This is a genomic window from Echinicola pacifica DSM 19836 (assembly GCF_000373245.1).
GTDB classification, from domain to species: domain Bacteria; phylum Bacteroidota; class Bacteroidia; order Cytophagales; family Cyclobacteriaceae; genus Echinicola; species Echinicola pacifica.
Window position 1 is genome coordinate 450,309 of sequence record NZ_KB890754.1, and the last position, 11,015, is coordinate 461,323.

6 protein-coding genes are annotated in these 11,015 nt (G+C 46.3%); 5 read left to right on the forward strand and 1 reads right to left on the reverse strand.

From position 1 onward, the window contains the following. Complete coding sequence (locus B050_RS0115835) at positions 1–1,419, forward strand: glycoside hydrolase family 28 protein (protein WP_026235946.1); 1,419 nt, start codon at positions 1–3, stop codon at positions 1,417–1,419. Positions 1,420–1,516: 97 nt separating this feature from the next. On the opposite strand, the gene B050_RS0115840 is transcribed toward B050_RS0115835, so the two are convergent. Then, positions 1,517–1,894 carry a hypothetical protein gene (locus B050_RS0115840; protein ID WP_157492831.1) on the reverse strand — a complete coding sequence of 126 codons (378 nt, stop codon included), beginning with the start codon at positions 1,892–1,894 and terminating at the stop codon, positions 1,517–1,519. A 611-nt stretch (positions 1,895–2,505) separates the two neighbouring features. Here B050_RS0115840 and B050_RS0115845 point away from each other — a divergent pair. The 4 genes from B050_RS0115845 to B050_RS0115860 all read left to right on the forward strand — a co-directional run bounded on the left by B050_RS0115845 (position 2,506) and on the right by B050_RS0115860 (position 10,938). Then, a complete protein-coding gene (locus B050_RS0115845; protein WP_018474927.1) occupies positions 2,506–7,143 on the forward strand; it encodes a LamG-like jellyroll fold domain-containing protein in 4,638 nt (1,545 codons plus the stop codon). Positions 7,144–7,435: 292 nt separating this feature from the next. Continuing rightward, a complete protein-coding gene (locus tag B050_RS0115850; protein ID WP_026235948.1) occupies positions 7,436–9,787 on the forward strand; it encodes a TonB-dependent receptor in 2,352 nt (783 codons plus the stop codon). Positions 9,788–9,914: 127 nt separating this feature from the next. After that, positions 9,915–10,211 carry a DUF6686 family protein gene (locus B050_RS0115855; RefSeq protein WP_157492832.1) on the forward strand — a complete coding sequence of 99 codons (297 nt, stop codon included), beginning with the start codon at positions 9,915–9,917 and terminating at the stop codon, positions 10,209–10,211. A 13-nt stretch (positions 10,212–10,224) separates the two neighbouring features. Beyond that, the gene (locus B050_RS0115860) at positions 10,225–10,938 is read left to right on the forward strand and encodes a DUF4198 domain-containing protein (protein ID WP_018474930.1); all 714 of its coding nucleotides are present in this window, start codon (positions 10,225–10,227) and stop codon (positions 10,936–10,938) included. Positions 10,939–11,015 lie beyond the last annotated feature (77 nt).

The following is an 11,015-nucleotide window of genomic DNA, read 5'->3' on the forward strand; positions in this document are numbered from 1 at the left end:
ATGAAAAATTGCAGAGTCATTTATCTGTTTTTAGTCTGTGCCGCGCTGATGGTCTCCTGTAGCCAGTCCAAGCAGTCCGCAGAAGAGAGTGTTGACCCTTGGTCAAAATTGGATTCCATTCGTGCCTTGATTCAAGCTCCGGAATTTGCAGATCGAGAATTTAGTATCCTCGATTTTGGAGCGAAGGAAGGCGGGGAATTCCTGAATACCGATGCGATCGCCAGTGCCATATCCGCCTGCAACGAAGCTGGAGGCGGCAAAGTAATCGTTCCTCCGGGGGTATTTTTGACAGGCGCCGTCCATCTCAAGAGCAATGTAAATCTGCATATCTCCGAGGGAGCGGTCCTGCAGTTTAGTCGCAATCCAAAGGATTATTTGCCTCTGGTACGAAGCCGATGGGAGGGGATGGAACTGATGAATTATTCGCCTTTTATCTATGCTTATCAGCAGGAGAACATCGCTATAACCGGCACAGGAACCTTGGATGGCAATGCAGATATGGAAAATTGGTGGCCATGGTGTGGTGCGAAGCATTATGGTTGGGAAGAAGGCATGGGAAGGCAAACGGAGGCGCGCAATCTGCTACACGAGATGGTACACGAGCAGCTGCCCCTGGAAGAGCGGGTATTTGGAGAGGGGCATTTTCTAAGACCGCAATTTGTACAGCCCTTCGAATGCAGCAATGTATTGATTCAGGATGTCAAACTGATCAACTCACCCATGTGGAACCTACACCCGGTACTTTGTGATAATGTGACCGTGGAGCGGGTGAAAATCATTACCCTGGGCCCCAATAACGATGGCTGTGATCCGGAAGCCTGTAAGAATGTACTGATCAAGGATTGCTATTTTGATACTGGAGATGACTGTATTGCGATCAAATCTGGAAGAAATGAAGATGGTAGAGGACCGGGGATTCCCTCGGAAAATATTATCATCGAAGGCTGCGAGATGAAGGAAGGCCATGGTGGTGTGGTGATAGGAAGTGAGATTTCGGGCGGAGCCCGGAATATCTATGCTTATAATCTCACGATGGACAGCCCAAACCTGGATCGGGTACTCAGGATCAAAACCAGCTCTAAACGTGGAGGAACGGTGGAAAATGTATTTATGAAAGATGTGGTGGTGGGCACTTATAAGGAAGCTGCAGTTCGGTTTAATATGTTTTATGAGGAAGAAGGGGATCATATTCCCAGCATCCAAAATGTCATCGTCGAAAACCTATATGTAAAAGATGGCGGCAAATACGCCGTCATGGCCAATGCCTATGAAAGCTCTCCTGTCAAAAATTTCCAAATGATCAATTGCCGGATTGATGGGGTGGACGAGGTCTTTAATATAAACCATATGGAAGGGGTTCATTTCGAAAATTTCGTGGTGAATGGAGAAGAGATCAGCTGGCCGCCGGCCCAAAAATAACTAGGTGTCATTTTCCTGAATCATCATCAACGATGGCCCTAATCAAAAAAGGCATGCTTTTAAAGCATGCCTTTTTTGGGTTTATAGTACTTCCTTATTATAATATTATCAGTAAAAAAAGGTGAACGAATATCGCTAAAAGGTAAAACAGTCCATTGATACTTATAAAAAGTTCCTCAAACCATTTGCCGAATTGGCTCTTGGTGTTGCGGAGGGAACTGTCATTGCTCAGAAATTGGATCTGCTCATCATAGAGTTGCTGTAGGGTGATTTCTTTTACCCTAAAGTAAGTTTCCATCATCCAGCATACCAAAAGTGATATCACAGATAGATGCAATAATGAATGGTCAAGGGTAACGGCAGTGGCCATTAAAAAAACTCCCGTTAACACTATAGCAATTCCCCTGGAGACAATCACGGCCATGCCGTTATGGTCTATTTTCTTCAGTAAATCATTCACATTAGCAAAAGTCATGTTTTGATGGGTTATTTGATACTGTAAAAATACCACCTCCAAGCTTCCCAAAAAATACCGTAATTACGGTATTTTTCATTATGGCCATTCCTTGATTTTGAAAGACTTACGAGTCGTGTACCAAAAGGTCCTAGAAAGAGAAAAGGTGTTTTGGACCACTTAAAAAAACTAAGAACAAAGTGGAGGGAGCTTCTTCCTGCTTAATGCAATTCCCGGAAATTATGAAAAGACTTTGGACGCTTAGCCAAAGGTAAAAGGGAATTTACCTCAGGCAAAAATTCATCCTCAGCCTAGCTCCTGAGGTAGGTACTAGTGTAAATCTAAGATTTTACTTAGGGAAGAAAATGCTGATTGGTCAGGATAGACCATAACAGTTATTTAGTATAATTTTTCCAATTTTATAATGGGCAAAGAATGAGCTGAGTCATAAGGCAAATAGCATGTCTCTCAGTTTTCATTTCAGCCCACCCTAAGTAGATCCTGCAAGCCCCTGGTGTTAGTGTAAATCAATTTTATCCAATAACCTGACTAACATGCAGCACCATTTTACATTTCCCATTAGGAGGGCTTTAGTCCTTCTTTTGCTGATTATCATTAATTTCTTTTCGCCTATGGGCGAAAGCAAAGCCCAGACGCCCGCATTTCCTGAGGCAGAAGGATCCGGAAAATTTGCCAAAGGCGGAAGATATGGAGAAGTCTATATCGTGACCAACCTAAATGACTCGGGACCGGGATCTTTCAGGGATGCCGTAAGCCGTCCCAATAGGATTGTGGTATTTGAGGTGGGCGGAATCATCCATGCAGAATCTCGGATCATCGTATCCAAAAACATCACCATCGCGGGTCAAACTGCCCCGGGGGATGGGCTGGTGATCTATGGTGATGGGATCACCTTCACTCAGGCCAGCAATACCATCGTGAGGTACCTGAGGGTGCGGATGGGCAAATATGGCACCAGTGGAGCCGATGCTATGACGCTGACTGATAATGCTAAGAATATTATTTTTGACCATATCTCTGCTAGCTGGGGACGGGACGAAACGTTCTCGATTACCGGTCATGCGGACAGTATCACCATTCAGAATAGCATCATTGGCCAAGGGCTGGAGACGCATTCCTGCGGGGGCTTGATGGAGCCTTCAGGATTGGTCAGCTTATTCCGAAACCTTTATATCGATAATAATACCAGGAATCCTAAAGTCAAAAACAAAAACCAGTTTGTCAATAATATAGTTTATAACTGGGGCCGTGGAGGAGGATATATTATGGGGGGGTCCAGTGCGGAATCCCGGGTAAATATCGTGAACAACTACTATATCGATGGGCCAAGCACTAGCATCAGACCCTTCTCCCGAGGTACCGATAGCTTTATCCCCTATGCCGAAGGGAATTATCACGATGGCAATCTCAATGGCCAACTGGATGGAGAACTGGTGGGCCGCGAGTCTTACCAGGGGATTAGCACTTTTGCTGAGACTCCTTATGATTATCCATTTCCAGAGCAGGTGATGACCGCTGAGGAGAGTTACCATTATATTCTGGCCAATGCTGGAGCCAATTACCCCACTAGAGACCAGGTAGATCGTTTTATGATGGATGAGCTGCGGAGCTTAGGGACCATTGGCAAGCTGATAGCCAACGAAAAGGAGCTCCCTACCGCAGGCCCTGGAGAGGTATTCAGCGCCCCTCAAAAACTGGATACCGATCGTGATGGTATGCCTGATAGCTGGGAGCTTGAGCAGGGATTGGATCCTCAGGATGCCTCCGATGCCATGCTGATCGGTCCATCCGGCTACGCTAATGTGGAGCGCTATATCAATGAACTCATTTACCAGGATCCAGAGCCCTTTGTGAAACCCATCAGTGAGATCAGCGCCAAGGAAATCGGCACCACATCTCTCAGGCTCCATTGGAAGAATAATGAGGAGGATTACCAAACCATTTATCTTGAGATGAAGGCCTCCAATGATGATTTTATCCCAATAGATACTTTAGGAGTTACGGAGGTTTCTTTTTTTATAGATGGGCTTCTGCCAAATACGACTTATCAGTTTAGGCTTACCGCAGCTGATGAATCGGCGGAAGCCCTTCCCGCAATAAGCGCTGCTTATAAGACTTTGCCCGTTCCGACGGCCCCTTCTGTTCCTTCTGCTCCATCTCCGGGTCATTCCAGTGATTATGCAGACACCACCTCGGTGACTTTGACCTGGGAGGGAAGTGAAAATTCGGATTATTATAAACTCTATTTTGGAAGCTCGCCAGAGCAGCTGAGCCTGCTGGATAGCCTAAGCACTACTCTCTTATCGCTGGATTCGCTGCTATCTGGTACGAGCTATTATTGGCGGGTGGATGCGGTCAATGCTCTAGGAAGTACCGAGGGGGATCTCTGGTCATTCCGTACAAGGCCTTATATCGCCAGGGGCCTAGTGGGCGCCTGGCTCATGGACACGCTGGAGGGCACGGCTGTGATGGATAGTTCTGGCTTCGCCAATGAAGGGGAGGTCAACGAATTAAATGATTACTCCTGGACGGAGGGAAAAGTAAATGGTGCCTTGGACTTTTCCAGCGCAGAGAATCCCTCTCATGTATTCATCCCTCATGCGGATCAGCTGTATTTTGACTATCATTCTTTTGCCATCTCTATGTGGCTGAAGTCAAACCAACCGGTTTCTCAGGCTTATTTGATTCATAAAGGGACCTTTAAGGCTGACTCCCAAACGGGAGGCACCGGACAGTGGTTTGGAATAGAGCTCAAGGATGGGAATTTACGTTTTTCGGTGGATGACAATTCCCAGAAGACGGAGCTTTCGGCGAGTTCTGAGGACATTTACACCGGAGATTGGGTGCATTTGGTAGCGATTCGTGATACTGAGTCATCCAGTCTGAAAATCTATATGAATGGCGCTTTGTATAAGGAAGTGGCAGACCGTACTCAGGGGAATATTGGTCAATATGAACCTATTATTCTTGGAAATTCCAATGGTTTTGGTACTCCCTTCCGAGGGCAGATCGATGAGGTGAAAATCTATAATCATGGACTGTCGGAGCAGGAGGTGCTGGCCTTATTTCATACCTCTACGCTTCCCATTCAGCCATTTGCCCCGAGTCTTCCGAGTCATTCTTCCTTAGAAGGATATACCGATTCGGTACAGGTAAGTTGGAAAGGAGGCATCAATACGCAGTATTATAAGGTCTATCTAGGCCAGGATTCCTCAGCGATGGACCTGGTCGATAGTCTTTCGGTGGAGGAGAGCGTCACCTTCTTCGATCAGCTGCAGCAGGGCGAGGAATATTATTGGCAGGTGGAGGCAGTCGGTGAGGCCGGCAGCAGCAGGAGCGCTCTATGGAATTTCCACGCTACCTCCCCCAAAGGCCTGGTGGGCTATTGGAAGATGGATGAGCAAGGAGGGATGACGGTGATGGACTGGTCGGACTATCAGCAGGATGGGGAAGCCTGCGGTTATGCGGATTACCAAAGAACAGCCGGCAAATATGGCCGTGCCATGAAATTTGATCATCCTATTTCAGATGCCGCCGTGGCCATACCGCATGCCGAGCACCTGAAATTTGACCAGAATTCCTTTACCCTATCCATGTGGGTGAGCATCCCCCGTGACGATTATAAATACAGCAATGGAAAGGATTCCTACCTCATTCACAAGGGGAGTTTTGCGGACCAGTGGTATGGTATTCAGCTGAGAGATGGTCGCCTGACTTTTGCGGTGGATGATGATAAGGTCAAGTCTTCCACCAGCCTAAGTGTAAGCGCAGGAAGCCCCCATACCATTTTTGGGGGGCAATGGGTCCATGTCGTGGCGGTATTGGATCGAAAAGACGGTAAGGTTCGCTTATTTATAAATGGCCAGAAGGCCTCCGAAGCTTCCAGCAGCAGCAACGCTATTGGCGCAAGCAGCGCAGTCCTCTTCGGCAATTCGGATGAAAATAAACCTTATCGAGACCTGATGGATGAGGTAAGGCTGTATAATTTTGCGCTGAGCGAAACAGAAATCCACGCCCTTTATAAGGCTTTCCCGCAAGTCAGCTTGCAGTATAAAAATGGGGAGAGTAATAAGCCTTTTAACAATCAAATCAAACCTTATTTTAACCTGCAAAATGCCGATAGTACCTCGATTAGCCTGGACGAACTGAGCATTCGCTATTGGTTTACCCCGGAGAATTATTCCGCAATTTCCTCCAGAGTGGATTATGCAGCATTGGGAAGGGATAGGATTCACCTGAATTATGTTCCCATGGAAGAGCCGCATACCGAAGCGTTTGGGTATATGGAATTGTCCTTTGAGGAGGGAAGTCTTCTAGCGTCGGGGCAGGCCTCGGGGATCATTCAGACTGCCATTTTTGATGATAGCTGGTCTGACTTGGATGAAACGAATGATTATTCTGCACGGGAAGCAGCCTCCTTCATAGCCAATCCTTCTATAGGTGTCTATCTGAAAGGTGAGCTGATCTGGGGGAAAGAACCCGAGCCTGTGGAGTCTAAAATAATTTCCTCTGTATGGAGCAAGCATAAGTCCGGCGGAAAAAATACAATTAATAAAAGCCTAACCTTATTGAATGAAGGCAATGTGCGCCTGCAATATGAGGATTTAAGTCTTCGCTATTGGATCAAAAAGGAGGGAAATGCAGCGCTCAAAGCCTGGGTGGATTATGCTAAACTCGGAGCTAAAAACATAGATGCTACTATCGTGGACATCAGTGCGGACTCCCTTACGGCTGATTATTACCTGGAACTGAAGGTAGACAAAGCGGGGGAGAGCCTTGCACCGCTCAGTGAAACGGGAGAAATAGCCTTCCGCCTGACCAAAACGGATTGGTCTGAGCTTGATGAAAACAATGACCATTCCTTTCAGACTTTAAACCAATGGGCCGACAATGAAAATATAGGCGTCTTTTATCAAGGAAACCTTATATCAGGAACGGCGCCAAGTCCTCGCCCTCTTACGGAATATGAGAAGTCGATGGGCAGTCATACGGCCGCTTCTTCAGAGAAAGAGACGATTGCCATCCTCTATCCTAATCCTACTCAGGGAGAGTTTCAGCTACAACTGGCGGAATCTGTGGCCCTTCCTACTATGGCCTATCTATATGATTCCAAAGGACTGCTGCGCAAATCTAAAAACCTGAATCGAGACCTGACGAATTGGGATATCAATGATCTGAAAGCTGGAACGTATTTCATTCACATCAGTCAAAATGGAGAATACGCTGTATTTAAGATCATCAAAGAGTAATATATACCAATAAATAGCGAGGATCATTCCTGTTCCCGTTTCCACGCAGGAGATCAACTACCTATACCAGTCCTATTTTTAGGGCTGGTATTTTTTATAAGCGCCTCCGTGATGTGGGCTTAGGAATTACGTTTTTGAGGTTGATATAAGAGGTCATTGGAGTCAATTAGATAAAATCTATGAGACTCTAATAAGCATAGAAAATATGTATTTAAAATCATTCTAAATAATTTTCATCCTAAACGTATGGAGTATACATTTGTCCTTAATTAAACTTAATCTAAATAAGAAGATGAAAAGAATTATACTCTTTATGTTATTGATAGGGCTAAGCACCGCCGCTTGGTCTCAATCAATGGGCACTCTGAGAGGCAAGGTACAAGATCCGGAGGGCAGTCCTATTCCCTTTGCCTCCGTGATCCTTCATGGCACTAACTACGGAGTGGCCACAAGCGAGGACGGCAGCTATCAGTTTTCGGCTCCTGCCGGCAATTATACCTTGGACATATCGGCAGTAGGTTTTGCTTCCATTCATCAGAAAATCAGCCTTCGCAGCGGTCAGGTAAGTACTGCGCCCACCGCCTCACTGAAAGTCTCAGAAGCAGTGCTTAAGGAGGTTACGATCACTGGAGCGAGTAGCTCCTATAAGGTGGAGAACCCCTCAGAAAGCCTCCGCCTCAATGAATCCCTAATTGAAATTCCACAAAATATCCAGGTGATCACCGCCCAGGTGCTGGAGGATCAGCAGGTAATGGATATGGCTGACGGAGTGATCCGAAATGTCAGTGGAGCCAGTCGTCTGGAGCACTGGGGAAACCTATACGCAAGGATCAATATGAGAGGCTCCAGAGCAGCGGCATTCAGAAATGGGATGAATGTCACCTCAAACTGGGGGCCGTTGACGGAGGATATGAGTTTTGTCTCCAATATTGAATTTGTGAAGGGGCCAGCAGGTTTTATGATGTCCAATGGCGACCCGAGTGGCATTTATAATGTGGTGACCAAGAAACCAACGGGCTTGACCCAGGGTGAGGTGACGATGACCATGGGGAGCTTTGACCTCTATCGTGGGACGATGGATCTCGATGGGAAACTCAGCAAGGATGGCAAATTATTATACCGATTGAACGTAATGGGGCAGTCTCAAAATTCTTTCCAGGATTTCACCTTCCAAAATCGCTATAGCATCGCTCCAGTGATCAGCTATCAGCTGAGCGAAGACACTAAGCTTACGCTGGAATACGTTCATCAGCATGTAAAGATGTCCAATGTAGGATCCGCTTATGTCTTCTCCACGGAAGGCTACGGAATTTATGACCAAAGTTTCACCATAGCAGAGCCCGGCCTGGATCCCACGAGGATCGATGACAATAGCGTTATGGCCAATCTCCAACACACCATAAATTCCGATTGGAAAGTCACTGGCCAGCTTGCTTATTTTAATTATCAGCAGGAAGGCAGCTCGATGTGGTTAAATTATGTGGATGCAGATGCCAATCTACTGCGCTATGTATCCATTTGGGATGCCCTAGGCGAGAGTGCATATGGACAAGTGTACCTAAATGGAGAGGTGAAAACCGGAGCGGTAAATCACCGCATCCTCGCTGGCCTGGATATGGGGACCAAGGAATATACTGCAGACTGGAGCCAATCGCACCAGTTGGACTCCGCAGGAGCGTATTTTAATATGAATAATCCTGTATATGGCAGACCTGTGAATGGTCTTCCGCAATTTGATCGGAGCAAAAGCCTTAAGCAGCGCGCCAATACCACGGCGATCACTCAGTCTTATAGCGGATTTTATGCACAGGATGAGCTAGGTTTCTTTGACAATACATTGCGACTGACCCTGGCAGCGCGCTATACATATACCTCACAAAATTCCTATGGAACCACGGTGGAGGACAGTAAACTGACACCACGATTTGGACTTAGCTATTCCATCGATAAGGAGACCTCCGTATATGCATTATTCGATCAGACATTTGTACCTCAGTCCGGACTGTTGAGCAATGGCGATAAGCCAAAGCCTATCACTGGAAACAATATGGAACTAGGAGTGAAGCATGACTTTTTTGGAGGCAAGTTAAGCACCAGTCTTTCTGCCTATAGAATCCTGGAAAACAACCAGCTGGTCAATGATCCTGAGGACCCAACGGGCCAGTTTTCCCTTCAGATAGGGCAGTCTCGAGCGCAGGGAATTGAGTTTGATGCCCGTGGACATGTGCTTCCCGGGCTGGAGATCATCGCTAACTATGCCTATACGGATAATGTGGTGACCAAGGCTGCTCCGGAGAGTCCGGTGGGAGGGACCTTGCCCGGTTTTGCAAAGCACCTAGCCAATGCCTGGATCATCTATTCCCTACAGGAGGGGCCGCTTCGAGGATTTGGGCTGAGTGCAGGCTTTACTTACCAGGGGGACCGATCCACCTGGAATTGGGCGCAGGGAAACCAATTGCCGCTACCTAATTATTTCAAAATCGACGGGGGATTGTCCTGGGAAAATGACAATCTCTCCATCCGAGCCAATGTCTTTAATGTACTTAACGAATACCTCTATTCTGGATCCGCTTATGCCACTTATTATTACTATCAGGCAGAAGCACCACGAAATGCTCGTTTGAGCCTGGGGTATAGATTTTAGAAAAAATTAAGCCCTGTGTGTGATTGGGGAGCGCAATCGATAAACTTTCTCCGGGATCATTACAGGCACCAATTAAACCACTAGAGCTAAACTAACTATGGATTACTGTAAACCCGAAATTATACTGATGAAAAACCAATTTATCCTCACACGCTGTGAGCATTGCGGCCGCATCGGTATGATGTTCGGTCAGTGTATGGCCAGTTTTAGCATGATGGACTTCAAGGGCTTTTGCCGCTATATCGAGGAGCTGGACTTTGAGGGAGATTATAGTCCCTTTTATGATGGTCTGGACAGAATCGTCGTCGAAACCTATCATCAGGATATTCAGTTTACCCTGCTGGAAGAGGAATTCTACCGACTCAAAGATTGCCTTGGCGAAGCCCAAATTCAGCTTCAAATTGACGACTTATTAAGAAAATAAAATTTAAAAGTTTATGAAATCAAAATTCAGTTTATTAGTTGTACTAGCCATGGTGGCTAGTTTATCCTCCTCTTTTGCTCATGCACTATGGATAGAGACCGCTCCTAAAGGAAAAAAAGGACAGGAGCAGGAAGTGAAGATTTATTATGGGGAGTACCTTGAAGGCATGATCGAAAAAGTCGATGACTGGTACTCAGATGTATCTAAATTTGAACTTTGGCTGATCGATCCTGAAGGAAATAAAACGGCCCTGACTACTCAGCAAGGCAGTGAGGAGTACTTTACTGCCAAATTTACTCCAAGCATGGATGGAGTATATCGCATTCAGATAGGACATTCTGCCAAGGACCTGGGGGGAGACTATATCTATCAATTCAATACCGCCGCACAAGTATGGGTGGGTAAGACCAGCGAAATAGTCCAAGGACCGTCCACCGACCTGGCCTTATTGCTCACCAGTCCTGAGACAGGAAAATTGAAAGATGACCTTCACTTTACCACCTATTTCAAAGGCCAGCCTCAAGGAGGAATTAAGGTCACTATCACCAGCCCAAATGGATGGACCAAAGAGGTGGAAAGCAATGAAAAAGGAGAGCTCACCCTAGAGACGCCTTGGAAAGGGCAGTATATCGTGGAAGCTATCGCTACCGAAGAAACTTCTGGAGAACACTTTGGCCAGCAGTATAATAATATTTGGCGCTGCGCTACCCAAAGCATCATCAGGTAATAGGTGAATTCTGGATATAACAAGTAATGTTTTATCCAGAATCTTTTCCCTTGTTTTCCCTTCTCCCATTAAGTGCT

Bases quoted from the DNA above. Each gene is read 5' to 3' on its own strand.
- B050_RS0115835 (WP_026235946.1), top strand. From the start codon at position 1: ATGAAAAATTGCAGAGTCATTTATCTGTTTTTAGTCTGTGCCGCGCTG.
- B050_RS0115860 (WP_018474930.1), top strand. From the start codon at position 10,225: ATGAAATCAAAATTCAGTTTATTAGTTGTACTAGCCATGGTGGCTAGT.
- B050_RS0115840 (WP_157492831.1), bottom strand. From the start codon at position 1,894: ATGACTTTTGCTAATGTGAATGATTTACTGAAGAAAATAGACCATAAC.
- B050_RS0115855 (WP_157492832.1), top strand. From the start codon at position 9,915: ATGAAAAACCAATTTATCCTCACACGCTGTGAGCATTGCGGCCGCATC.
- B050_RS0115845 (WP_018474927.1), top strand. From the start codon at position 2,506: ATGGGCGAAAGCAAAGCCCAGACGCCCGCATTTCCTGAGGCAGAAGGA.
- B050_RS0115850 (WP_026235948.1), top strand. From the start codon at position 7,436: ATGAAAAGAATTATACTCTTTATGTTATTGATAGGGCTAAGCACCGCC.